Below are 22,957 nucleotides of genomic sequence, written 5' to 3'. Positions count from 1 at the left end.
AAATATAAAAAAACCCCGCAAATGCGGGGTTTTTTAGTTTTAGGTATTTTATCTTTTCTAAGATTTCAGGAAACGCACTAAAATTTCGTTTAATTCATCTTTATGGGTAACGATAAGCCCGTGGGGACCACCTTCTATCACTTCAAAAGTACTATTTTTAATAAGCTCCTTACTTTTCTTTCCAGCGATATCTATGGGTACAATCTCATCATCATCCCCGTGTACCACAAGAGTGGGTACATCAAAGCTTTTAAGATCTTCCCTAAAATCTGTAAGTCCAAATGAATCTATGCAATCCAGGGTTGCCTTTGGGGAAGCACTGCAAGCAATAGCCCAATGATGGTGTTTTAAATCTTTACTTAGCTTGCTGCTATTTTTACTGAAATTATAAAACTTATCTCCAAAACCGGCTAAAAATCCCTGGCGATCTTTTCTAATTTCGTTTTTAAAACCTTCAAAAACCTCATTTTCAAGTCCGTCGGGATTATCATCGGTTTTCAACATAAAAGGTGGCACAGCAGATATTAGGGCTGCTTTCTCAATATTTGCAGTTCCATATTTCCCTATAAAACGGGCAACTTCTCCTCCACCCATAGAAAAACCAACGACCACTACCTTAGAAAGACCAAGTGCAGTAATTACATCGTTTAAATCTGAAGCCAAGGTATCGTAATCATAGCCTTCCCAGGGTTTATCGCTATCTCCAAATCCGCGGCGATCGTAACTTATACATCTAAACCCGGCATCTACAATTTTCTCTACCTGGTATTCCCACATTCTATGACTTAATGGCCAGCCGTGAATTAATATAACCGGTTGCCCTTCGCCATAATCTTCGTAGAAAAGCTTAATTTTTTTTCCTTTTTCCTCGTTTTTAGTTTCTATATAATTCATTACTTATTTTTTTATTAAGGTATATACTATAAATCCCGATAAAAAAGTAAAGCCTGCATTTAGCAGGCTTTTAACGTGTTATCAAAAATTTTATTTAAAACTACATAATCTCAATACTTCCTTTTCCTTCCCTTATTACTTCAGGTTCAGAATTGGTGAGATCTATAACGGTAGATGGAATGTTATCGCCATATCCCCCATCTATTACGAGGTCTACGAGGTGATCCCATTTCTCTTTAATAAGTTCAGGATCTGTGGTATATTCAAGAACCTCATCTTCATCGTAAATAGAAGTGGAAACAATGGGATTCCCTAAAGTTGCCACAATACTTTTACAAATATTATTGTCGGGGACTCTAATCCCTACGGTTTTCTTCTTTTTAAAAACATTTGGAAGGTTATTATTTCCGGGTAAAATAAAAGTGTAGGGGCCGGGAAGATTTCTTTTAAGAATTTTAAAAGTAGCCGAATCTATTTGTTTCACATAATCTGAAAGATTGCTTAAATCTTCGCAAATAAAGGAAAAGTTAGCCTTTTCAAGTTTTACGCCCTTAATTTGAGCGATTTTCTCTAAAGCCGAGGTATTGGTAATGTCACATCCAAGGCCATAAACGGTATCGGTTGGATAAATAATGAGCCCACCGTTTTTTAAGATTTCTACTACTTTATTGATGTGCTTCTGACTTGGATTTTCGTCATAAATTTTAAGTAATTCAGCCATAATTATAAATTTTAGTAATTGAGAATTTACAAATTTTCGAGCAGATATTTTTTAAATGGACTAATTAATCTGATTTAGAAACTTCGCTTTCCAGCTTCAGCACTTTGCTTCCATCTTCCTGTTCTATAAAAAGGGCTTTATTCCCTTCTTCTCCTTTTCGGGTAATTTCGCTTCCAGCTATAGTTTTGGTGATTTCTTCGGTATAAGTTTTAGTTACTTTTCCTTCGGCCTTTCCATTTCCCCATTTCCAACTAACCTTGCTTCCTTCTCTAATCATTTTTTATTTTGAAGGTAAAAAGAAAGCCGCGTGGAGCGGCTTTTAATAACAGAAGTTTAACGAGATTTAGGAGATCAATTTCAATTTTGCAAACCTTAGCAGTAGCTTTTTAATTCCTCCATTCTCAAAATCTATTTCGGCTTTTTTATCCTGTCCCACGCCATCTATGGCCAGTACTTTTCCTTTCCCAAAACGCATATGCTCCACCACATTTCCTGCTTCCAGTTTTATAGCGTTTGTAGCTTTTTCAGGCTCCGGGCTGGCGGGTTTCAGTTTCCTGAGTTTTCTTAACTGCGACTCGCTTGGTTTATGTGCCGGCGGCGGAGTTCCTTTTTTGGGTTTGCTTTGGCGCAATTTACTTTTATCAATATCATCACCAAAAATATCGGTATCTATTAACGGCTTGTATTTATAATCATCCTGCGGAATCATATAATCCATATACTGCTCGTCTACTTCTTCAATAAATCTACTGGGTTCTGCATCTACCAATTTTCCCCAGCGATACCTGGATTGCGTATAAGTTAGATAAGCCTGTTTTTCTGCTCTTGTAAGCGCTACATAGAACAAACGCCGTTCTTCTTCCAATTCGCTTCGGGTATTCATACTCATTCCTGAAGGGAACAGGTCTTCTTCTAAACCAACAATATAAACATACGGAAACTCCAGTCCTTTAGCCAGGTGAATGGTCATTAAAGCCACGCGGTCGTCATCGCCGGTATCTTTATCCATATCTGTAGCAAGCGCCACATCTTCCAGGAATTCAGCTAAAGAACCATCGGCATCTGCCAGTTCTTTTTGGCCTTCCACAAAATCCTTGATCCCGTTTAATAGTTCTTCAATATTTTCAATCCTGGCGATACCTTCCGGAGTACCATCTTTCTTTAATTCCTGAACCAAACCTGTCTTTTTGGTCACGGTATCAGCAACAGTAAAAGCATCGGCGTTTTCAGCAAGAATCGTGAAACTCTTAATCATGTTCACGAAATTATCCAGCTTGGTACGCGTACTCTTATTGATCTTTAAATCTATATGATCTATATTCTCAATAATTTCAAAAATGGTTTTCCCATATTGATTCCCCGCAATGCTCAATTTATCCATCGTTGTTTGTCCAATTCCACGGGCAGGATAATTAATTACTCGTTTTAAAGCTTCCTCATCTTTAGGGTTGATCAACAGGCGTAAATAAGAAAGAACATCCTTAATTTCCTTTCGCTGGTAGAATGAAAGTCCGCCGTAAATTCTATACGGAATTTCCTTTTTTCTCAGGGCGTCTTCCATCGCCCTACTCTGGGCGTTGGTTCGATAAAGAATCGCGAAATCGCCATTATTCATCTGATTTTGCATTCTATTCTCAAAAATAGAACCCGCAACAAAACGTCCTTCTTCCCCATCGGTTAGCAAGCGATTTACCACGATTTTTGGCCCTTCATCATTAGCCGTCCAAACTATTTTTTCAAGTTTGGTTTTATTCTTTTCTATAATCGAGTTAGCTGCGTTTACAATGTTTTTGGTAGAACGGTAATTCTGCTCCAATCGGTACATTTGCACATTATCATAATCTTTCTGGAAATTCAGAATATTATTGATATTCGCTCCGCGGAAAGCATAAATACTTTGCGCATCGTCTCCCACCACGCATATATTCTGAAATTTATCGGAAAGTGCTTTTACTATTAAATACTGCGAATGGTTAGTATCCTGATACTCATCTACCAAAATATAACGGAAACGATTCTGATATTTATGAAGCACTTCCGGAAACCTATTTAAGAGTTCGTTGGTTTTCAGCAAAAGGTCATCAAAATCCATCGCGCCAGCTTTAAAACAACGCTCCACATATTCCTGATAGATTTCACCAAGACGCGGTTTTTTAGACATTGCATCGGCTTCCTTTAATTCCGGATTTTGGAAATAAGCTTTTACCGTAATCAAACTGTTTTTATAGGAAGAAATTCTACTATAAACCTGTTTGTATTTGTATACGTCTTTATCGAGACGCATATCCTTAATAATCGCTCTAATTACACTTTGCGAATCCTGCGTATCATAAATGGTGAAGTTTGAAGGATAACCCAATTTCTCGGCCTCAAAACGTAAAATTTTGGCGAAAATAGAATGGAAAGTTCCCATCCAAAGATTTTTTGCTTCACTGTTACCAACAATTTTAGAAATACGGGTTTTCATTTCCCGTGCAGCTTTATTGGTAAAAGTGAGTGATAAAATATTAAAAGGATCTACACCAAGGCTCATTAAGTAAGCGATACGGTAGGTAAGCACCCGGGTTTTTCCAGATCCTGCTCCTGCAATTACAATCATAGCGCCATCTTTCTGCAGTACAGGAGCGCGCTGTGCGTCATTTAATTCGGCTAAATAAGCTTCCAATCTCTTCAGTTTTTTAAATGCGTGAAATTAACCAAAATGAGACAATTTTTAAACCCGAAACCCACTTTGTTTTAAATTAACTACAATCTGCTTTAAGCAATTGTTTATCTTTTTAATATCTTTAAAATTCTGCCAACCAAATTGAGCGCGAAACAAAACTTACTATGAAAAAAATCATATTCAGCCTGCTTGGGCTTTTCAGCTTTACTTTAACAGCGCAGGAGATCAATTCTGAAATTAATTCGGCTGCCGAAGAAATCGAAGAACAGGTAATTTCCTGGCGAAGGGATTTCCATCAAAATCCCGAACTTTCTAACCGCGAGACTGAAACTGCCAAAAAGATCGCCTCCCATTTAGAAAGCCTCGGTATAGAAACCACCACCGGAATTGCAAAAACCGGCGTGGTAGGAATTTTAAAAGGCGATAATGAAGGAAAAACAGTGGCTTTAAGAGCAGATATTGACGCACTACCAGTAACCGAAAGAAATAATCTCCCATTTAAATCTGAAGTACGAACAGAATTTCTAGGTTCAGAAACCGGGGTAATGCACGCTTGTGGCCACGATACTCATATTGCTATTATGATGGGTGTTGCTGAAGTGCTTTCAAAGAATAAAGATAAAATAAACGGTACGGTAAAGTTTATATTTCAACCGGCAGAAGAAGGTCCGCCACCGGGCGAAGAAGGCGGTGCTTCGCTTATGATCAAAGAGGGTGTTCTTAAAAATCCCGATGTAGACGCGATCTTCGGACTTCATATAAATTCGGAAACCCCAGTGGGTACAATTCGTTATAAACCCGAAGGCACTATGGCTGCGGTAGAACGTTTTGTGATAAATGTTACTGGAAAACAAACCCACGGCTCAGCGCCCTGGAGCGGAACAGATCCTATTCTTATTTCAGCGAAAATTATAGATGGTTTACAAACCATAATCAGCAGGGAATCTAAATTGGTAGATGCCGCGGCAGTAATTACGGTAGGAAAAATAACCAGCGGTGTACGCTTTAATATTATTCCTGAAACTGCAGAAATGATCGGGACGATAAGGACCCTGGATCCAGATATGAAAAAATTAATCCTTAAAAGAATGAATGAAATGGTTCCGGCTATCGCAAAAGCTTATGGCGGTGAAGCTACCGTAGAAATCCAAAATAATACTGCAATTACTTATAACGACCCAGAGCTTACCAGTAAAATGTTACCAACCTTGCAAAACGTGGCAGGTGAAGAAAATGTAGTTTTAACCAAAGCCACCACCGGTGGGGAAGATTTTTCCTTCTTCCAGGAAGAAGTACCCGGTTTTTATTATTTCCTTGGCGGAAAACCTTTAGATTCTAACGAAGCCGCACCGCACCATACCCCCGACTTTTTTATTGATGAAAGCGGAATGTTACTAGGTGTTAAAACTATGTCTCAACTGGCTATAGATTACCTAAATCAATAATTATGGAAAATGTATTTGATTTTTTAGCTTCAATTGAATGGTGGGGATGGATCCTGATTTTTATTGTTCTTATCGCTATTAAAGATATATTCTTCAGCCCGGGACACACCATTAAACACAATTTTCCGGTGGTGGGGCATTTGCGGTATTTCCTGGAAGGAATTGGCCCTGAATTACGGCAGTATATTGTTGCCAGTAATAGGGAAGAATTACCCTTTAATCGGGTAGAACGCGGCTGGATTTATGCTTCAGCCAAAAACGAAAACAATTACGAAGGTTTTGGAACCGACCAGGATATTTTTTCAACGCATTATATCTTTATCAATAATGCCATGATTCCGTATAAACTGGATGAAAAACATCCTAACACAATAGACCCTAATTTTATTGCCTGCGCAAAAGTAATGGGTGAATTTAATAAACGAAAACGCCCATTTAGACCAGCGTCTATAATTAATGTTTCTGCTATGAGTTTTGGTTCACTTTCGGCCAGGGCAATTGCCTCTTTAAATAAGGGATGTAAGGAAGCCGGAGCTTACCATAACACCGGAGAAGGGGGGCTTTCGCAATACCACCAACAAGGAGCCGATGTTGTTTTTCATTTTGGTACCGGATATTTTGGAGTCAGGGATGAAAAAGGAAACTTTTCTATGGATAGGATGGTGGCGCTTGTAAAAGAGAATCCCCAAATTCGCGCTATTGAAATTAAACTTTCACAGGGAGCAAAACCTGGAAAAGGGGGCGTTTTGCCTGCTTCAAAAATCACTAAAGAAATTGCTGAAATTCGTCACGTACCTATGGGTCAGGACGTGCTTTCCCCGCCAAACCATTCAGCTTTTAGCAATATTCCCGAATTAGTAGATTTTATTGAAGAAATTGCTGAAGCGACTGGCCTTCCGGTTGGGATAAAATCGGCGGTGGGAAGGTTAAATCAATGGGAAGAACTCGCTGCGCTTATGGCAAAAACCAAACGAGGCCCCGACTTTATCACTATAGATGGTGGTGAAGGCGGAACCGGAGCCGCGCCGCCAAGTTTTGCCGATCACGTATCCCTTCCCTGGATTTACGCATTTACCGATGTTTACAAAATTTTCCTGAACGAAGGAATTACCGATAGAATTGTATTTATTGGAAGTGGTAAGCTTGGTTTTCCCGCAAAAGCCGCAATGGCCTTTGCATTGGGAGCAGATTGTATAAATGTGGCCCGGGAAGCTATGATGAGTATTGGCTGTATACAGGCACAAGCCTGCCACAATAACACCTGCCCTACTGGCGTTGCTACACAAAACAAATGGTTGCAGGCAGGAATAAATATAGAAGACAAAGCCCGGCGGGTAAATTATTATTTCACCAAGTTTAGAAAAGAGCTTTTAGAAATTACCCATGCCTGCGGTTATGAACATCCGTCACAATTTACTATGGACGATGTAGAGATAAATTTAAGCGATAAGAACCTGGCAAAAACCCTGGCCATCACTTTTGCATATCACAAAGAAAAAGTACCTTTCGACGGTATTCAAAGGCATATGGACAGCCCACACCTGGGTGGTATTCATAAGCAAAAAGAAGTGACAACCAAAGAAGCTGAAACCGAAGAAACTGCGCCACATAATAAAAACGAATGAACCAGATAGAACTTTCCCAAATACTTTTAGCTATTTTACCGGCTTTAATTGTTGGTATAGTAGCCTTTTATTTTTTTAGTTCCTATAACAAAAACGAAGAAAACAGAAGACGGTTTCTATTGCATAGAGAAAATCAAAAAACATCGCTTCCTTTAAAATTACAGGCTTATGAAAGAATGACGCTCTTTTTAGAACGCATCTCCCCCGGAAAAATCTTATTTAGGGTACAGCCAAATTCTGATGATAAAGAAGCTTATGAGCGAGCGTTAATTAATACTATTGAACAGGAATTTGAACACAATCTCGCCCAGCAAATCTATCTTTCGGTTGAATGCTGGGATTATATTAAAACGGCTAAAAACGCTACTATTGGTATTATTAGAAAAGCTAACCAACAGGAAAGTGTTACTGATGCCGATAAATTAAGAGAAATAATTCTAAAAAATTTAATGGAAAAACAATCTCCTACTGAGGCTGCTCTAGCTTACCTAAAAAATGAAGTAAAACGCTTTATTTAAAACAATCCGAAGAAACTTTTTCGTTTAGTTGCCAGAAATTGCAAGTGTTTTTCTTTGGCATGGTCATAACCTTGTTGCCACCATTCTCCCATTAATTTTTTATTAAATACCAGTGAGTTTTCTGTTAGTTTAGTTGGGGTGTAATAAGTATTCAATTTCACTTTTTTATTTAAAGCGGCTAGTTTTCCTTCCACAATATCATGGTATTCTACCTGGTCCAGTAAAAATCCAAAAAGATTGATCATTAACGAAAATGGATTTTTTCCCAGTACCTTGTTATATTCCATATTTTCGGCTTCGAGGATAATCGCATCAACTTCTGTAGCACCACGTTTTATGGCTTCCCGAATAGGCACCACGCAGCCAAGTCCGCCATCGGCATATTCAAATCCGTCTTTATTAGCGAGGCTCATAAACGGAATATAATTACAACTAATCCAGATCCAGTCGCAAAAATTTTCATAAGAAAAATCGTTAATCGACTTATATTCCACGCGGTTTTTAGACAAATTGGAAACTGTAACAATTACATCTTCAACCTGGTTTTTAAGCTGATCAAAATTCTCTTCAGAAAAATTCCGTTTTATATGTTTTCTAAGGTTTTGGCTTTCTCCAAAAGTCCTTTTTTTTCGCACAAATTGCCAGAACATATTAAAGTAATTGATGGTCACATATTCCCGACCTTCTTTTCGTTTGACCACAAAAGGATTAACATTAAAAATCTTGCGCTGGTTTACATTGGTGTAGATCTCGTAAACCTTATCTATATTTCCCATCGCGAGGTGCGGAATAAGCAAGCTCCCAGTTGAAGTGCCCAGAAACAAATCGTATTTCTTGCCTTCCTCCTGAATTAAATATTGAGCAACGCCTCCTGCAAAAGCGCCTTTACTACCCCCGCCAGATATTACCAGTGCACGCATTAAGGTTCAATTTGATTAATTTCCTCGCTTTTTTCTTCGGCAAACTTATAACCGCTTTTCCACCAGGACTTCATTTGCTTTTCATCAAAAATAAGGGAATTGGTAGTTAATACGGTAGGCGTGTAGTAAAAATTTATAGTTACATTTTTATTGGCAGCTGCAAATTTCCCTATTCTAATATTTTGGGATTCGATCCTATCCAGCATAAACCGAAACAAATTTGTAATTAATCCAAATACATTTTTAGATGGCATTCTATTATAAAAAGTAGCTTCAGTTTGTAAAATAATCGCATCAATATGGGTGGCTCCGCGTTTAATTGCTTCTTCAATTGGTACCATAGTCCCAAGGCCACCATCGGCATATTCGCAACCATTTTTTTGCACCAGACTCATAAAAGGCGCGTAATTACACGAAATCCAGATCCATTCACAAAATTCTTCGTATTCAAAATCTTTAATCGATTTATATTCAACCGTATTCAAAGAAATATTAGAAACAGTTACTACAATATCTTTTGTAGCCGCTCGTAAGCTCAAAAATTCTTCTTTGGTTAACGTGGCTAGAATAAGTTTTTTAAGGTTTTTACTTTCGCCAAAAGTCTTTTTGCCTTTAAAAAAATTAAGAAGTACGTTTAAGTGATTTATGCTAATTTGGTCGTAGCCGTGACGCCTTTTTATAAGAAAAGGGCGGTTACTAAAAATACTACTTTGATTTACAGTAGTATAAATGTCCTTTATCTTTTCGCACTTATTTAATGCAAGATGTGAAATAAGCAAACTCCCGGTAGAAGTTCCCAAATAGAGGTCATAATCTCGTTTTAATTCTTCAATTAAATACTGGGCAACTCCACCGGCAAAAGCGCCTTTGCTGCCTCCTCCCGATATTACCAATGCCCGCATTAATTGAGTTTTGTTTGCAAATAATCCTGTTCTTTTTCAGAAAGACTATCCTTTAAAGCTAAGAATTTTTGCTGATATTCTTCGTTTTTAAGGAGCTCGTTTAATAACTGTCGGGAATAATTTCTAAACCGGTAAGTTGGGTGCTGTGTACCGTGCATAAGGTCTAGCAAATTTTGATTGGTAAAACTATTTATCTGGTATAAATAACCAAAAGCATTTTCCCTTACTTCAATTGGAAAATGTACAGCGGTATAGCCTGAAAGTTCATTATATGTTTCCTCCTGTTTTTCTGGCTCATAAGCTGGTGTTACCAGGTTTAAGGTAAGCCAAAGCATTCGCACATTTTTATTGGTAAAACCTTCAATTTCTTTGGTTTTATCTAAATAATTGGAAACCTCCTGGGGGAAATTCATCCATAATTTTAGCAGTGCAGCCTCTTTTGTAATATAGGATTCATCGTTAAGCAAAGATTCAAAATCTAATTTTAATTCCTGCGGAATTCTCTCCATACTGGTTGCGATAGCCTGGCGAACGTAAATATTGTTTGTTTCAAATGCTTTTTTATAAAGTTTTAGAGATATGGCTGAAGTTATACCTTCTAATTGATAGACTACCTCCTGCCCGGTATAATCGCTTACCGGGAAATCTAGTGCTGCACTTAACAATTCTTCCTTTTCTTCTAAAGCCGTTTCCCGAAGTGCCAGAATATTTAAATGATTTTGGATAAATTCTGAATTCTTCAAAGAATTTAAAGCTGCAAAACCCTGAAAAGCGGTTTGGTTTAGCCATTTTGCCATAAAATCGGAAAGGCTAACATTCGCGGCTGCTTCAACCTCAGCAATAAAATTCTCGGTAGTAGCGGTTTTGTATTTGTAGCGTTCTAAATAATTTTTCACTGCTTTTTTAAAGGCTTCATCTCCCACTCGCTCGCGTAAAATATGCAACACCCAAGCTCCTTTTTGATAATAGGTTAAAGAAGTTGCCCCGGCTTTGGTAACCGGCTCACCTTTTCCGTTATCGCTTAATTCCTTAAGTTTTTCTCCAGATTCATAAAGTTGCCAGTAATAGTAATCGTCACCAAAAATCTCGCGCTCGGCAAGTAGTGCGTAATAAGTAGCAAATCCTTCGTGCAGCCAGTGATCGCTATTAGCTTCTGCGGTTACTAAATCCCCGAACCATTGGTGAGCCATTTCATGTGCATTTACACTCACGTAATTTCGGTCATTAAAACCAATCGAATCGGTAATAAAAGCGTGGTCAAAAATAGTAGCAGCGGTATTTTCCATTCCGGAATATAGAAAATCGCGTACCGGTGCTTGCTTATAATTTTGCCACGGATAAGCCACCCCGATTTCATTTTCCAGGAAATCAAAAATGGTTTTGGTATGCCGGTAAGTAGGTTCTAATTTATCTTCTTCAGAAACTGGTAAATAAAATTGTAAAGCAACTCCTGAAGTAGATTCGCTTTCTTCCACAACATAATTTGCCGCTGCAAAAGCCAGTAAATAACTACTCATAGGCTGTTGCATATCAAAATCCCATCTTTTTAAAGAATCATTTACCGATGTACCAGAAAGTTTCCCGTTGGCCATCACTTCCAAATTCTTCGGAAAATGATAGGTAATATCAAATTCTACTTTTTCTCGCTGATCATCAAAAGAAGGCAACCAGTTAGAAGTATATCTTCCCTGTCCCTGCGTCCAGATTTGTTTTGGTGCATTTATAGCATCAGCAATATTCCAATTTATAAAGTATACCGCTTCTTTTGGTTTTACTAAATATTTTAGTTGTAACGAATTGTTTTCTGAAGGGTTTATTTCATTTTTTATCCAAATACGTTGCCCGGTATTTCTAGATGTTACCGGCTCTCCATTCAGCAAAACCTCATCTAAATCAATATTTCGCGCATCTACATAAAACGAATCGATGCTTCTTAGAATTTCAAAATTATATTTTACGGTGCCAGAAACGCGCTCTTCCTGCGGAAGAACCAGGATTTCGGCTTCAGCCTTTTTAAAATCTATGCTATTAATTTGATCCAGCGAATCAGCTATTGGCGACTGGCTATAAGTATTCCAGCAGCAACAAAAAAAGAAGGCGATGAGGGGATATTTCATAATTAAAAACTACGCCTGCAAATTACAAAAACTGAATAAATTTAAACCCGGGAAATTTCAGGTTTAATTTTTAGTTGAAATCCAGCCTAAAAAACCTGATTTTAATATCTTCGTTTGCATGAACGCTAATATTCTGCAAACACCCATAGATTACTTAAAAGGGGTCGGCCCAAACCGCGCCGATCTATTGCGGAAAGAACTCGGCATTCATACTTACCAGGATTTGGTGAATTTCTTTCCTAATCGATACCTCGATAAAACCCGCTTTTATAAAATAAATGAATTACAGCGAAATTCGGCTGAAGTACAGGTGGTGGGGAAAATTACACATATAAAAAGTGTAGATCAAAAACGGGGCAAACGTTTGGTGGCTGATTTTATTGACGAAACCGGAAAAATGGAACTGGTTTGGTTTCGCGGCCAAAAATGGATTCGGGAGAATTTAAAGATTAATACACCTTATGTTATCTTTGGTAAAACCAATTGGTTTAACGGGCTTTTTAGTATGCCACATCCCGAAATGGAATCGGTAGAAGAATATAAAAAGCAACTGCGCACTGCCATGCAGCCTATTTATCCTTCAACTGAAAAACTCGCAAAATCGGGGATTACCAACCGCGTAGTCAATAAATTGATGCAACAGCTTTTTATTGAAACTAAAGGGAAATTTTACGACACCCTTTCTCAAGAATTAACTACTGAATTAAAATTAATCCCAAAGGCAGAAGCGGTATTTAATGTTCATTTTCCGCAGAGCCAGGAGCTTCTTGCTAAAGCACAATTCCGGTTAAAATTTGAAGAGCTTTTTTATATTCAGCTGCAATTGCTGATTAAAAATATGCTTCAGAAGCAAAAAATAAAAGGTTTTATTTTTGAAGAAATCGGACAAAATTTCAGCGAATTCTATAAAAACCATCTCCCGTTTGAACTTACCGGCGCGCAAAAAAGGGTAATCAAAGAAATTAGGGCCGATCTAGGAAGTGGTGCGCAAATGAACCGTTTGCTGCAGGGTGATGTAGGCTCGGGAAAAACCATTGTCGCCTTAATGTCTATGTTTATAGCATTAGATAACGGTTTCCAGGCTTGCTTGATGGCGCCCACCGAAATTCTCGCAATTCAGCACTATAATGGTCTGATAGAACTTTGTGAAAACCTGGACACCAGTATTTATTTACTTACTGGTTCTTCAAAAACAAAAGCGCGACGTGAAATTCACGAAAAGCTTGAAAACGGAGAAATAGATATTCTAATTGGCACCCACGCTTTACTGGAAGACAAGGTGAAATTCAAGAATTTAGGACTCGCCGTTATAGACGAACAACACCGTTTTGGCGTAGCACAACGGGCAAAATTATGGCGAAAAAATAAGGTGCCACCACATATTTTAGTGATGACGGCAACACCCATTCCTCGAACCCTGGCAATGAGTCTTTATGGCGATTTAGATATTTCGGTAATCGATGAATTACCTCCCGGCAGAAAACCTATAAAAACCGTGCATCGTTACGATAGCAACCGACTTAAAGTTTTTGCATTTATTAGGGATGAAATAAAAAAAGGTCGGCAGGTTTATATCGTGTATCCGTTGATCCAGGAGTCCGAAAAAATGGATTATAAAGATTTAATGGATGGTTATGAAAGTATTGCACGGGAGTTTCCAGATAAACAAATTTCTATAGTTCACGGCCAGATGAAATCTGACGCTAAAGATTATGAAATGGAGCGTTTTGTAAAGGGCGAAACTCAAATTATGGTCGCCACCACCGTTATTGAAGTTGGCGTGAATGTGCCAAACGCGAGTGTTATGATTATTGAAAGTGCCGAACGTTTTGGGCTTTCTCAACTTCACCAGCTAAGAGGCCGTGTAGGTCGTGGCGCCGAACAGAGTTTTTGTATTTTAATGACGGGTCACAAACTATCAAACGACAGTAAAACCCGGTTAGAAACTATGACCGCCACTAACGATGGTTTTGAAATCGCCGAAGTTGATTTGAAATTACGTGGCCCTGGCGATATTATGGGAACCCAACAAAGCGGTGTTTTAAACTTAAAAATCGCCGATATTGTAAAAGATAACGATATCCTAAAATTGGCACGACATCATGCGATGAGAATTTTAAAAGAAGATCCCAGCCTCTCCCTGGAAAAAAATAAAGTACTTCGGTTTACTTATGGGCAATTGGCAAAGCATAAAAACATCTGGAATTATATTAGTTAAGGTTGAAATTCTCTAAAATATGATGGATTTCCTTGTCAATTCTTTTATTCCCAAATTACTTAAAATAAGGTGTAAAATTAAAATTTGAAATTATGCTAAAACTATTCGTAATACTATCTTTGCCAACTGAAAATATTTAGAGATGAAAATTTCATATAACTGGCTTAAGCAATTTATTAAACTTCCAGAGACTCCAGAAGCAACAGGAGAATTACTCACCGATCTTGGACTCGAGGTAGAAGGTTTACAGAGTTTTCAAAGTGTAAAAGGTGGTCTTGAAGGGATTGTAGTTGGTCACGTACTGGAATGTAAAAGTCATCCTAACGCCGATAAATTACAACTTACCAGCATAGACCTGGGTAATGGGGAACAGGTACAAATTGTTTGCGGCGCACCAAATATTGCCGCAGGACAAAAAGTGCCCGTAGCGACAATTGGAACTACCCTTTATGATGAAAAGGGTGAAGCCTGGCCCATCAAGAAGGGAAAGATTAGAGGTGAAGCCAGTTACGGAATGATCTGTTCTGAAAAAGAGCTTGGTCTTGGCCAAAGCCACGAAGGAATTATGGTGATGAAAGATGACCTTATTCCCGGAACTCCCGTAGCCGAAATTTTTGAAGTAGAAAACGATCAGGTTTTTGAAATTGGACTAACACCAAACCGTGCTGATGCTATGAGCCACTGGGGTGTTGCCAGGGATCTTAAAGCTGGTTATACTCAACAAGGCAAGAACCTGGAACTTATTACGCCATCAGTTAGTAGTTTTCACGTAGATAATAGAAGTCTTAAAATTCAGATACAGGTTAAAGATTCAGCGCTTGCACCACGATATTGCGGGGTAACCATTTCAGGACTTAAAGTTCAAGAATCCCCAAAATGGCTTCAGAATAGATTAAAAGCAATTGGCCTTGGCCCAAAAAATAATGTGGTAGATGCTACTAATTATGTAATGCACGAGCTTGGGCAACCGCTACACGCATTTGATGCCGCTAAAATTGCCGGGAATGAAATCAACGTAAAGACATTAGAAAAAGGAACAAAATTCACAACCTTAGATGATGTGGAAAGAGAGCTTCACGAAGAAGATCTTATGATCTGTGACGCAAATAATCCGCTTTGTGTCGCCGGTGTATTTGGTGGAGCAACCAGCGGAGTATCCCAGACTACAACCCAGATTTTCCTGGAAAGCGCATATTTTAACCCAGTGAGTGTTAGAAAAACAGCAAAAAGACACGGATTAAACACCGATGCTTCTTTTAGATTTGAACGCGGAATTGATCCAAACATTACAGAATATGCTTTAAAACGTGCCGTACTTTTAATTACCGAAATTGCCGGCGGTGAGGTAACCAGCGATATTGATGATCTCTATCCTAAGAAAATTGAAGATTTCCAGGTTTTCTTAACTTTTGATAAGGTAAATAAACTCATTGGAGAGAACCTACAGGAAGAAACCATTAAATCTATTCTTGCCTCGCTGGAAATTAGGGTAAACAATGTTACTGAAACCGGGATGGGGCTCACCATTCCTTCTTATCGCGTAGATGTGCAGCGGGAAGCCGATGTGATCGAGGAGATTTTAAGAGTTTATGGTTACAACAATATTAAGTTTGGTGAAAAGCTGAATGCTTCGGTAGCCAATTCTTCTAAATTTGAAGATTACAAGCTTCAAAATATAATTGCCAACCAGTTGGTGGGACAGGGTTTTTATGAGACTATGGCAAATTCGTTAACCACCCCTAATTATACCAATTTAAGCGAGCAAATTAAAGAATCTCAGAATGTGAAAATGCTAAATCCGTTAAGTCAGGATTTATCTGTTTTGAGACAATCTATGTTGTATTCTGGGCTGGAATCTGTGAGTTATAATATTAACAGAAAGCACAGCGATCTTAAATTATTTGAATTCGGAAAAACTTATCACGATTTTAGCGGAAGTCGCGTAGAAAATAAACACCTGTCAATCTTTATTAGTGGAAACCGAAATGCCGAACGTTGGAATGCAGCTTCAGCCAGAACAGATTTCTTTTTATTGAAAGGAATAATTCAGTCCATTTTTCAAAGATTTGGGATTGAGAATTTAAAGCCTTCCGCAGTTAAATCTGATGTATTTTCTGAAGGGCTTATATTTTCTTCGGCAAAAAACAACTTGGTTTCTTTTGGAGTAATTCGCAAAAAGGTTTTAAAGCATTTTGACATTGACCAGGAAGTACTTTATGCCGATATTAACTGGGATGCTTTACTGGAAGTAGTAAAAACCAGGAAAACCAATTTTAGCGCAATTCCTAAATATCCGGCTGTTAGACGTGATTTTGCTTTATTGCTGAATAATAATATTTCTTACGAGCAAATTGAGGAAATCGCCCAGAAAACAGAAAAGAAACTTTTAAAAGAAGTTGATCTTTTTGATGTTTACCAGGGAAAAAATCTTCCCGAAGGCAAGAAAAGCTACGCGGTGAGTTTTAAGTTTCAGGATGAAAATAAAACCCTAACCGATAAGCAGGTAGATAAGATGATGAAAAAGCTTCAGCACAGGTTTGAAGAAGAACTTCAAGCTGAATTGAGGTAATTATATAAAATTGGCTGTTTAAATAATCCTAACGTCACTCTGAACTTGTTTCAGAGTCTAAGCTAAATCGAACTTAGCTCCAGTTAGAACCTGAAATAAATTCAGGTTGACGTAAAATGGAAGTTTAAACAGCCAATTTTTATTTTTATCAAAGAAAATTATGGGAATTTCTTAAAAATCTCATTCACATAATCTCTTATATCTCTTTCTAATCTTTTTGAACCAATTTCCTCATCGGCGGTTCCACGCCATAAAATTTGATTGGTTCTTCTATCTATTAAATCTATAACAATAGATTTTTCTTTATAAGGAAGTTGCTGAACCTTCTCTGCTGCCGTAATTCGCTGTACGGTAAAATAATTTTCATAAGTATAATCCTCATAATACGGGCCAATATAAAGTCCGGGACGATAATATGAAAAGTTAGTATAAACAGGATCGGCATTTACATCTACTATCCTTTCATCAAACATTGCGTGAATGTACACTAACACATCTGGCCTGCTATTATCTATCGCATAACCTTCGCTAGACATATTATCGTTTATGGTAGTTATAATAAGCTCGTTTATACGATTATTATCATACCCAGTATCTTTAATTGTATCCTTATTAGGCAAATAAGAATAGGTATTGTAGTTCTTTAATTTTTTGGCAGATTCCTTAGAAATATTACTTCCAGAGCCGCAAGACATAATAAAGGCACCTACCATAATTAGTGTAATACATAGTTTTAATTTCTTCATAGTTTTCAATTTTAAATCAAAATAGGCCTTCTTAGGGTATTAAAAAAAAGATAGACTCCATTTGATATTTAATTAACAAAATAAGAGCGGCCATATAGACCGCTCTTAAGCTTTTCTTTTTCAATAGCAATTTATTTCCCTGGCAATACTACGGTATCAATAACGTGAATCACACCGTTTGACTGATTTACATCTGCCTTAGTAACTGTTGCTACATTTCCAGAGGCATCTTTAAGCTTTACTTTACCATCTTCCATCATAGCGTAAATTTTTCCACCTTGAACGGTTTCAAAAGTAGCTTTACCGTCGCCTTCCTTAATTGCGGCAACAACATCTTTTGCTCCAAAATTACCGGCAATTACGTGATAAGTAAGAACAGCCTGCAGTTTTTCTTTGTTCTCTGGCTTCAAAAGGCTCTCTACTGTTCCCGATGGTAATTTTTCGAAAGCTGCATTTGTTGGAGCAAACACGGTGAAGGGACCATCGCCCTGTAAAGTTTCCACCAACCCCGCAGCCTTTACTGCAGCTACCAAAGTGGTATGATCATTAGATCGTGAAGCATTTTCCACAATATTTTTGTTGGGGTACATTTCTGCGCCACCAACCATCGTTGATCCATTTTGGGCCATTAAAGTCCCACCAATAAACAGGAAACAAAGAATTCCTAAATGTTTTAATTTTCTCATAACAATAATTTTTAAGTGTTTTATTAAATAAAAAGATATCTCATATTATTAATTCAGAATATCTGATGACCTAATTTTTGTCTAATTTAATTCTATTTTAGTTAAACACTTTTTAAATTTATCCAATTATGATAGCTTTAACATGAAGTACACCAAAAAAATGGATTGCAGGAATCATTCTAATTACTTAATTTAGTGATAGATGCTAAAGAAAAAGAAAATGAAGTTGAAGTTAGGCTTACGCCGCACTAATCTGGAAGAGAAATTATATAAATCCCGAAAACAAAGAATCTCTTCTGAAAATATTCTGCAACAGGTTCAAGAAATCTTTGAACAGGAAACTACTAAGGACAATAATATTCTAAAAGAGGTTCAAGGTGGAAATTCTGGAAATAATCATTTTAATATTGATTTATTAGAAAGCAATAGAATTTTTCATCTCTCAGATATTGAAAAATTATGTATTGATTATCGCCTACGTTTCTTAGACAGCAATTATTTTAAAGGTAAAATTCCTTATGAAGCAGTGAGTAGAATTAAGGCTATAGAAAAAGAACAACAAATCTCGCTGACAGGTTTTAAAATAGTTGCGCCATCTAAACTCTTTAAACTGGAAAATGCCGACGACCCCTTACTTTTTTCTCCTATGGGGAACGATTATTTTTACCTAATACACAAATGGGGCAACGACCTACATCCCTTGAGAAAATTATTAATGTGGCCATTTAGACATCTCGAAAACTTTATTGGTTTCTTGCTTGTGCTTAGCTTTATAATTGCGCTGCTAATTCCTGACGGACTTTTCTCACCACAGCAAACCACCACCCAATTTTTTATGATCTTTTTCTTTGTATTTAAATGGGTTGCAGGGCTTTCTATTTTCTACGGATTTAAAAAAGGAAAGAATTTTAGTTCGGCTATTTGGCGTAGTAAATATTATAATGCCTAGTGCTGTGTTAAGCCCATTATAGCCACCCTCCCGAATTTTTGGGATTCATTTTCAACTGTCTTGCATTACAAATACTTCCGTGGCTATGTTTTTTCCCCTGGTCAAATAAAAAATAATCGCCGCTTAACCAACACAATAAACTAACACAGCACTATAACGTTAAACTCAGTATAAAATTCCCTTTAAGCTATATTGTTCTTCGTATTTTAGATAGTACTAAAAACTATTAATTATGAGTTCAGACGAATCTTACGAAAGAGTATATACGGGTTCGGAACCCAACGTGCAATACTTGCAGGAGTTATTTGATAAAGCCAATATTTCTTCCCGGGTTAGAAACGATTTTGATTCAGGTTTACGCGCAGGGTTTGGCGGAGGTTTACGAGGGCAGGTGCAGCTTTTTGTAATCAAAAATCATTACGATGAAGCTTTAAAAATTGCTAAAACCACCTTCCCAAAAGACTATACAGATGAGTAACCTCAACGAAGGAGGAAGACGCAATAAATGGTATTTAATACTGGGAATTCTTTTCCTGGTATACGGAGTTTACAGGCTTTACAGCCATTTAACCGCCGAAGAAACCGATAATTTTGGATCAATACTCGCGGTTGGTTTTATAGTTTTTGGACTTTATGATCTATTTCGATATTTCAGAAAAGTTTGATTAATAAATTGGTGGTAGCAATACAAAAATTGCGCCTATCACATTTTGTACATATATTTGTACTTTATAAAATACAATATTATGCAAATAACAACTGTTTCTGATTTTAGAAAAGATATTAAAACTTACTTAGACCGGGTTGTAAAGAACTTTGAGACGTTAATAATAAATCGTGGAAAAGACTCTGCAATTGTAGTTATGTCTCTTCAAGAATACAATTCTTTAATGGCTACAAATTACGAATTGTCTTCTCGAAAGAATGAACTAAGGTTAGATTCTGCAATAGACAAACTAAAAAGTGGAACAACTTTCAACAAAGATTTAATCGAAAATTAAGTGAAGTATATATTCGTTGACGAGTCCTGGGAGGATTATTTGTATTGGCAAAAAACTGACAGGAAAAAGTTGAAGAAAATAAATGAACTTCTGAAAGACATCTCTCGAAACCCTTTTGATGGAATTGGAAAACCTGAACCTTTAAAACATAAATACGCCGGATTTTGGTCAAGACGAATTGATAGCGAACATAGACTGATTTACCAATATAAAGAAGGAGAAATATTAATTGCGAAATGCCGATTTCATTATGACTGAAGAAAGTGCTCCTGCCAACAAAATATAAAAACAGTACTTAAGCCTCTCTCGAATTGAAATTCCGTGCCCACTTGCTGCCCCCGAAGCTTCGGGACAGTTTCACGAAATTATATTTTCTTCAAACAGCTTCTTTTATTTTATTAATTCCTTTACCAGCTAATTACGGCACTTGCCCAGGTAAATCCGCTACCAAAAGCTGCCAGCACCACTATATCTTCATTTTTAATTTTACCCTGTTCCCAGGCTTCGCATAAAGCGATAGGAATAGACGCCGCTGTAGTATTACCAAATTTCTGAATATTATTATGTACCTGCTCGTCACTCAATTTAAATTTTTGCTGAACATATTGTGAAATACGCAAATTCGCCTGGTGCGGAATTAACATATCAATATCTTTCACTTCAAGTCCGTTTGCTTTTAGACCTTCCATAATAACTTCAGAAAAACGCTGAATCGCATTTTTAAAAACAAATTGCCCATTCATATAAGGATAATAAGGAATATCATCTCCCTGCGGGTTTTCTGCAATAATTTCTGGAACCCAATGCTCTGTACTTGGGCCTTTTAAAGAAAGTTCTAATGCGTGTTTCCCTTCAGAATGTAAATGTGTAGAAAGTATACCTTCGTCGTTATGGTCACTTCGGGTTAAAACCACTGCTCCCGCTCCATCTCCAAAAATCACAGAAACCGAACGGCCACGGGTTGTAAAATCGAGTCCGCCGCTATGGTTTTCACTTCCAATAACCAATACGTTCTTATACATTCCGGTTTTAATAAATTGATCGGCCGTAGAAAGTGCATAGATAAATCCGCTACACTGGTTTCTTACATCTAAAGCTGGGCAGGTATCAATGCTAAGCATTTCCTGTACCTGTACACCACAACCGGGGAAATAATAATCTGGGCTCAGGGTTGCAAAAACAATCAGGTCTATATCGTCTTTATCAATTTTAGCACGTTCAATAGCAATTTTAGCAGCTTTTACACCCATAATTGCGGTAGAATTTCCATCACCTTTTTTAATATGCCTGCGTTCTTTGATGCCGGTTCTTTCCTGGATCCATTCGTCGTTGGTATCCATTCTTTTGGCCAAATCATCATTAGTAACAACATTTTCTGGCACGTAACTGCCAACTCCGGCTATTTTAGATTGATACATATTCTATTGTTTAGTATATTTAGACCTTATTCATTTTCAATTTAAGCATTTAATAAAAAATGGGTCCGCAATATACTAAAGATTAGCATGACTGCGATTAAGACGCATTTTTATTTTCATATCCTAAAACCACATTTTTATAATTGAGATTATTTTTAGATAATTGCTGTCCGTAGTTAGCTACTATTATAAAAATAGGAAAAGCGCCATTACCATAGGGACGGTAACAACGCTCTTCCACAACCTAACCAATAAATAAAACCAACAATTATGACATGTAATCGCGGAATTTGTTAACCTCAATTTTCGCTTTGAGATCGTGTAATAAATTATATAACCCAAAAAATGTTCGGTTAATATACAGGAAGTGCTTGCTTCCACGGTTGCCGTTCATCTTTCTTAACTCTGTATCTTTACTGTATTTTTCACTTAAATCAGTTATTGAACTCCAGAATGTTTCATCGGCAAAATCAAAAGTTTCTTCGTGAAACGGGCTGGTAAATAAATTAAGCATTTGATAAAATAATTCTGAGAAATACTTGATTTCTCTTTCGGTATCATCTTCCCTTAAAATTTCAAGTTCGAATAATTTCTCGTTGAAAAATTCAGGATCATTGATATTTTCTTTCTTCGCCAATTCAAAATAAGGCACATAAAAATCGTCAGGAACCTTCTTAACACAACCAAAATCTATCGCGATAAGATTTGCATCTTTATCAATTAGGAAATTTCCTGGATGTGGGTCGGCGTGTACTTCTTTTAGCACGTGCATTTGGTACATGTAAAAATCCCAAAGCGCCTGCCCTACTTTATGTGCCTTTTCCTGACTGGTATTTTCTTTAGCAAATTCACTTAAATGTTTGCCGTCCATCCAATCCATTGTGATAATTCGCTCACTGGACAAGTCTTCATAGTATTTCGGAAAATTTAAGTTTGGAATATGCGCACAAGCTTCAGAAATTTCTTTACTCTGCTTTACTTCCAGTATATAATCTGTTTCTTCCAATAATTTCCCTTCAACTTCCTTAAAGTATTTTTCGGAATCCTTCCCCTGAAGATTAAACATCCTGGTGGCAATGGGCTTTACCATCGCCAAATCTGAACTTATACTATCTGCAACGCCGGGATATTGAATTTTCACAGCAAGTTTTTTCCCATCTTTTTCGGCTCTATGAACCTGGCCAATACTGGCCGCATTCACAGATTGAGAAGCAAATTTATCGTACAAGTCTTCAGGGTAGGCTCCGTTATATTTTTTAAAAGTTTTTCTAACCAAAGGTGCAGAAAGTGGGGGCACACTAAATTGCGCCAGGCTAAATTTTTCTACGTAGGCATTTGGCAAAAGGCTCTTTTCCATAGAAAGCATTTGTGCTACTTTAAGCGCGCTTCCCTTTAAGCTTTTAAGACTATCGTAAATATCATCGGCATTGCTTTGGTCTAATTCATCGCGTGTAAGTTCAGAATTAAAAGCTTTTTTGCTGTAATATTTAAGGTAATTGCCTCCTAACTTCACACCGGTTTGCATCAGTTTTGAAGTTCGGCCAATTTTACCTGTTGGTATTT

Annotated in this window: 21 protein-coding genes; 10 read left to right on the top strand and 11 right to left on the bottom strand. The window is 37.3% G+C overall.

Features of this window, described 5'->3' with window-relative positions; translation table 11 throughout:
• Positions 1 to 57: 57 nt before the first annotated feature.
• The 4 genes from B5488_RS15675 to B5488_RS15660 form a co-directional block, all read right to left on the bottom strand.
• Positions 58 to 894 (bottom strand): alpha/beta fold hydrolase, encoded by an 837-nt coding sequence (locus B5488_RS15675; RefSeq protein WP_079736113.1) that lies wholly within the window; start codon positions 892 to 894, stop codon positions 58 to 60.
• A gap of 100 nt (positions 895 to 994) precedes the next feature.
• Positions 995 to 1,615 carry an L-threonylcarbamoyladenylate synthase gene (locus tag B5488_RS15670; RefSeq protein ID WP_079736112.1) on the bottom strand — a complete coding sequence of 207 codons (621 nt, stop codon included), beginning with the start codon at positions 1,613 to 1,615 and terminating at the stop codon, positions 995 to 997.
• 64 nt (positions 1,616 to 1,679) lie between these two features.
• Positions 1,680 to 1,892: a hypervirulence associated TUDOR domain-containing protein gene (locus B5488_RS15665; protein WP_079736111.1), complete on the bottom strand. Its 213-nt coding sequence runs from the start codon at positions 1,890 to 1,892 to the stop codon at positions 1,680 to 1,682.
• Between the two features lie 66 nt (positions 1,893 to 1,958).
• Complete coding sequence (locus B5488_RS15660; RefSeq protein ID WP_079736110.1) at positions 1,959 to 4,280, bottom strand: ATP-dependent helicase; 2,322 nt, start codon at positions 4,278 to 4,280, stop codon at positions 1,959 to 1,961.
• A gap of 164 nt (positions 4,281 to 4,444) precedes the next feature.
• On the opposite strand from B5488_RS15660, the gene B5488_RS15655 reads away from it, so the two are divergent.
• Genes B5488_RS15655 through B5488_RS15645 form a run of 3 tightly spaced genes read left to right on the top strand, consistent with a single transcriptional unit; the run spans position 4,445 to position 7,868 of the window.
• The gene (locus B5488_RS15655) at positions 4,445 to 5,725 is read left to right on the top strand and encodes an amidohydrolase (protein WP_079736109.1); all 1,281 of its coding nucleotides are present in this window, start codon (positions 4,445 to 4,447) and stop codon (positions 5,723 to 5,725) included.
• A 2-nt stretch (positions 5,726 to 5,727) separates the two neighbouring features.
• On the top strand, positions 5,728 to 7,350 hold the full coding sequence (locus tag B5488_RS15650; protein ID WP_079736108.1) for an FMN-binding glutamate synthase family protein: 1,623 nt from the start codon (positions 5,728 to 5,730) through the stop codon (positions 7,348 to 7,350).
• The gene (locus B5488_RS15645) at positions 7,347 to 7,868 is read left to right on the top strand and encodes a DUF7935 family protein (protein ID WP_079736107.1); all 522 of its coding nucleotides are present in this window, start codon (positions 7,347 to 7,349) and stop codon (positions 7,866 to 7,868) included. Before B5488_RS15650 ends, B5488_RS15645 begins: the two co-directional genes overlap by 4 nt.
• Here the strand turns inward: B5488_RS15645 and B5488_RS15640 are convergent.
• From B5488_RS15640 to B5488_RS15630, 3 genes are read right to left on the bottom strand one after another with little or no spacing between them, the layout of a single operon-like run.
• Positions 7,865 to 8,788: a patatin-like phospholipase family protein gene (locus tag B5488_RS15640; RefSeq protein WP_079736106.1), complete on the bottom strand. Its 924-nt coding sequence runs from the start codon at positions 8,786 to 8,788 to the stop codon at positions 7,865 to 7,867. The two genes, B5488_RS15645 and B5488_RS15640, sit on opposite strands and share 4 nt — an antisense overlap.
• Positions 8,788 to 9,690 carry a patatin-like phospholipase family protein gene (locus B5488_RS15635; RefSeq protein WP_079736105.1) on the bottom strand — a complete coding sequence of 301 codons (903 nt, stop codon included), beginning with the start codon at positions 9,688 to 9,690 and terminating at the stop codon, positions 8,788 to 8,790. Before B5488_RS15635 ends, B5488_RS15640 begins: the two co-directional genes overlap by 1 nt.
• Positions 9,690 to 11,807: a M1 family metallopeptidase gene (locus B5488_RS15630; protein WP_079736104.1), complete on the bottom strand. Its 2,118-nt coding sequence runs from the start codon at positions 11,805 to 11,807 to the stop codon at positions 9,690 to 9,692. The genes B5488_RS15635 and B5488_RS15630 overlap by 1 nt, the downstream gene beginning before the upstream one ends.
• A gap of 118 nt (positions 11,808 to 11,925) precedes the next feature.
• On the opposite strand from B5488_RS15630, the gene recG reads away from it, so the two are divergent.
• Together recG and pheT are read left to right on the top strand one after the other, a co-directional pair.
• The gene (gene recG, locus B5488_RS15625; protein ID WP_079736103.1) at positions 11,926 to 14,025 is read left to right on the top strand and encodes an ATP-dependent DNA helicase RecG; all 2,100 of its coding nucleotides are present in this window, start codon (positions 11,926 to 11,928) and stop codon (positions 14,023 to 14,025) included.
• Between the two features lie 142 nt (positions 14,026 to 14,167).
• Positions 14,168 to 16,594, top strand: coding sequence for a phenylalanine--tRNA ligase subunit beta (gene pheT, locus B5488_RS15620; protein ID WP_079736102.1), 2,427 nt, complete (start codon positions 14,168 to 14,170; stop codon positions 16,592 to 16,594).
• A 158-nt stretch (positions 16,595 to 16,752) separates the two neighbouring features.
• Here the strand turns inward: pheT and B5488_RS15615 are convergent, their stop codons facing one another.
• Both B5488_RS15615 and B5488_RS15610 read right to left on the bottom strand, forming a co-directional pair.
• The gene (locus B5488_RS15615; RefSeq protein ID WP_079736101.1) at positions 16,753 to 17,340 is read right to left on the bottom strand and encodes a DUF4136 domain-containing protein; all 588 of its coding nucleotides are present in this window, start codon (positions 17,338 to 17,340) and stop codon (positions 16,753 to 16,755) included.
• Positions 17,341 to 17,471: 131 nt separating this feature from the next.
• Positions 17,472 to 18,026: a fasciclin domain-containing protein gene (locus B5488_RS15610; protein ID WP_079736100.1), complete on the bottom strand. Its 555-nt coding sequence runs from the start codon at positions 18,024 to 18,026 to the stop codon at positions 17,472 to 17,474.
• A 220-nt stretch (positions 18,027 to 18,246) separates the two neighbouring features.
• Here B5488_RS15610 and B5488_RS15605 point away from each other — a divergent pair, with 220 nt between their 5' ends.
• The 5 genes from B5488_RS15605 (at position 18,247) to B5488_RS15585 (ending at position 20,234) form a co-directional block, all read left to right on the top strand.
• The gene (locus B5488_RS15605; RefSeq protein WP_079736647.1) at positions 18,247 to 18,975 is read left to right on the top strand and encodes a hypothetical protein; all 729 of its coding nucleotides are present in this window, start codon (positions 18,247 to 18,249) and stop codon (positions 18,973 to 18,975) included.
• A 232-nt stretch (positions 18,976 to 19,207) separates the two neighbouring features.
• Complete coding sequence (locus B5488_RS15600) at positions 19,208 to 19,453, top strand: putative signal transducing protein (protein WP_079736099.1); 246 nt, start codon at positions 19,208 to 19,210, stop codon at positions 19,451 to 19,453.
• On the top strand, positions 19,446 to 19,640 hold the full coding sequence (locus B5488_RS15595; protein WP_079736098.1) for a hypothetical protein: 195 nt from the start codon (positions 19,446 to 19,448) through the stop codon (positions 19,638 to 19,640). Before B5488_RS15600 ends, B5488_RS15595 begins: the two co-directional genes overlap by 8 nt.
• A gap of 81 nt (positions 19,641 to 19,721) precedes the next feature.
• Positions 19,722 to 19,976, top strand: a complete 255-nt coding sequence (locus tag B5488_RS15590) for a type II toxin-antitoxin system Phd/YefM family antitoxin (protein ID WP_079736097.1) — start codon at positions 19,722 to 19,724, stop codon at positions 19,974 to 19,976.
• The gene (locus tag B5488_RS15585) at positions 19,977 to 20,234 is read left to right on the top strand and encodes a Txe/YoeB family addiction module toxin (protein ID WP_079736096.1); all 258 of its coding nucleotides are present in this window, start codon (positions 19,977 to 19,979) and stop codon (positions 20,232 to 20,234) included.
• Positions 20,235 to 20,383: 149 nt separating this feature from the next.
• Here the strand turns inward: B5488_RS15585 and B5488_RS15580 are convergent, their stop codons facing one another.
• Positions 20,384 to 21,394 carry a 3-oxoacyl-ACP synthase III family protein gene (locus B5488_RS15580; protein WP_079736095.1) on the bottom strand — a complete coding sequence of 337 codons (1,011 nt, stop codon included), beginning with the start codon at positions 21,392 to 21,394 and terminating at the stop codon, positions 20,384 to 20,386.
• Between the two features lie 268 nt (positions 21,395 to 21,662).
• Positions 21,663 to 22,919 carry an ABC1 kinase family protein gene (locus tag B5488_RS15575; RefSeq protein ID WP_079736094.1) on the bottom strand — a complete coding sequence of 419 codons (1,257 nt, stop codon included), beginning with the start codon at positions 22,917 to 22,919 and terminating at the stop codon, positions 21,663 to 21,665.
• Positions 22,920 to 22,957 lie beyond the last annotated feature (38 nt).

This window comes from Salegentibacter salegens (assembly GCF_900142975.1).
Classification (GTDB): Bacteria; Bacteroidota; Bacteroidia; order Flavobacteriales; family Flavobacteriaceae; genus Salegentibacter; species Salegentibacter salegens.
Note: the sequence above shows the minus strand (reverse complement) of the source record. Positions and strands in the feature narration are given on the sequence as shown.

Excerpts from the sequence above, each read along its gene's own strand:
- B5488_RS15675 (WP_079736113.1), bottom strand. The coding sequence starts at position 894 with ATGAATTATATAGAAACTAAAAACGAGGAAAAAGGAAAAAAAATTAAG.
- B5488_RS15670 (WP_079736112.1), bottom strand. The coding sequence starts at position 1,615 with ATGGCTGAATTACTTAAAATTTATGACGAAAATCCAAGTCAGAAGCAC.
- B5488_RS15665 (WP_079736111.1), bottom strand. The coding sequence starts at position 1,892 with ATGATTAGAGAAGGAAGCAAGGTTAGTTGGAAATGGGGAAATGGAAAG.
- B5488_RS15655 (WP_079736109.1), top strand. The coding sequence starts at position 4,445 with ATGAAAAAAATCATATTCAGCCTGCTTGGGCTTTTCAGCTTTACTTTA.
- B5488_RS15650 (WP_079736108.1), top strand. The coding sequence starts at position 5,728 with ATGGAAAATGTATTTGATTTTTTAGCTTCAATTGAATGGTGGGGATGG.
- B5488_RS15645 (WP_079736107.1), top strand. The coding sequence starts at position 7,347 with ATGAACCAGATAGAACTTTCCCAAATACTTTTAGCTATTTTACCGGCT.
- B5488_RS15640 (WP_079736106.1), bottom strand. The coding sequence starts at position 8,788 with ATGCGTGCACTGGTAATATCTGGCGGGGGTAGTAAAGGCGCTTTTGCA.
- B5488_RS15635 (WP_079736105.1), bottom strand. The coding sequence starts at position 9,690 with ATGCGGGCATTGGTAATATCGGGAGGAGGCAGCAAAGGCGCTTTTGCC.
- B5488_RS15630 (WP_079736104.1), bottom strand. The coding sequence starts at position 11,807 with ATGAAATATCCCCTCATCGCCTTCTTTTTTTGTTGCTGCTGGAATACT.
- recG (WP_079736103.1), top strand. The coding sequence starts at position 11,926 with ATGAACGCTAATATTCTGCAAACACCCATAGATTACTTAAAAGGGGTC.
- pheT (WP_079736102.1), top strand. The coding sequence starts at position 14,168 with ATGAAAATTTCATATAACTGGCTTAAGCAATTTATTAAACTTCCAGAG.
- B5488_RS15615 (WP_079736101.1), bottom strand. The coding sequence starts at position 17,340 with ATGAAGAAATTAAAACTATGTATTACACTAATTATGGTAGGTGCCTTT.
- B5488_RS15610 (WP_079736100.1), bottom strand. The coding sequence starts at position 18,026 with ATGAGAAAATTAAAACATTTAGGAATTCTTTGTTTCCTGTTTATTGGT.
- B5488_RS15605 (WP_079736647.1), top strand. The coding sequence starts at position 18,247 with ATGAAGTTGAAGTTAGGCTTACGCCGCACTAATCTGGAAGAGAAATTA.
- B5488_RS15600 (WP_079736099.1), top strand. The coding sequence starts at position 19,208 with ATGAGTTCAGACGAATCTTACGAAAGAGTATATACGGGTTCGGAACCC.
- B5488_RS15595 (WP_079736098.1), top strand. The coding sequence starts at position 19,446 with ATGAGTAACCTCAACGAAGGAGGAAGACGCAATAAATGGTATTTAATA.
- B5488_RS15590 (WP_079736097.1), top strand. The coding sequence starts at position 19,722 with ATGCAAATAACAACTGTTTCTGATTTTAGAAAAGATATTAAAACTTAC.
- B5488_RS15580 (WP_079736095.1), bottom strand. The coding sequence starts at position 21,394 with ATGTATCAATCTAAAATAGCCGGAGTTGGCAGTTACGTGCCAGAAAAT.
- B5488_RS15575 (WP_079736094.1), bottom strand. The coding sequence starts at position 22,919 with ATGCAAACCGGTGTGAAGTTAGGAGGCAATTACCTTAAATATTACAGC.